We start from the raw sequence: 834 nt of genomic DNA on the forward strand, positions 1-834 counted from the left end.
GCTGCACCACGTCCGCAGCCTCAAACCCGTGACCGCCCGCCAGCACATCGTCCAGCTCCCACTCCACGAACGGAGCCAGAGCCGCCGCACACTCCGCCAGCCGCGCCGCGAACACCGGCGACGCCTCTGCCAGCTCACGCCCCATCCCGACCCACTGACTCCCCTGCCCCGGAAACACCAGCACCGTGCGGCCCACACCACCGGGGATCACCGAGCCCGTCACCACGCCGGTGGTCGGCTGTCCGGTCGCCACCGCGGCCAAACCCGAGACCAGGCCGCTCCGGTCGCCGCCGAGCACCACCGCCCGGTGGCTCAGCGCCGCACGCGTCGTCGCCAACGACCACGCCACATCGCCCACCGGCAACTCCGGCCGCCCAACCACGTACTCGCGCAGCCGACCCGCCTGGCACGCGAGCGCATCCGCGGTGTGCCCCGACACCACCCACGCCGGAGCAACGGGTCTGAGCACCGGCGATTCCGGTTCGTCCGAGCGCGTTTCGTTTTCGACAGGCTCTGGCGCTTCTTCGAGGATGATGTGGACGTTGGTGCCGCTCACACCGAAGGCGGACACGCCCGCCCGGCGCGGCTCCTCACCCGCAGGCCATTCCACCGCGTCCCGCAACAACCGCACGTTCCCCGACGTCCAGTCCACGTGCGACGACGGCTCCTCGGCGAACAGGGTTTTGGGAAGCGTGCCCTGCTGAAGAGCCAGCACCATCTTGATCACGCCCGCGACACCCGCAGCGCACTGCGTATGACCGATGTTCGACTTCACCGACCCCAGCCACAACGGCCGATCCTCGGTGCGTCCCTCGGCCTGGCCGTAGGTCGCCA

At 70.5% G+C, this 834-nt stretch carries 1 protein-coding gene; it reads right to left on the reverse strand.

Annotation, left to right across the window (positions count from 1 at the left end; all coding sequences use genetic code 11):
* A partial coding sequence (locus DMH08_RS42560; protein ID WP_148108675.1) for a ketoacyl-synthetase C-terminal extension domain-containing protein occupies positions 1–834 on the reverse strand: 834 nt, incomplete at both ends.

Source organism: Actinomadura sp. WAC 06369 (genome assembly GCF_003947565.1).
Classification (GTDB): Bacteria; Actinomycetota; Actinomycetes; order Streptosporangiales; family Streptosporangiaceae; genus Spirillospora; species Spirillospora rifamycini.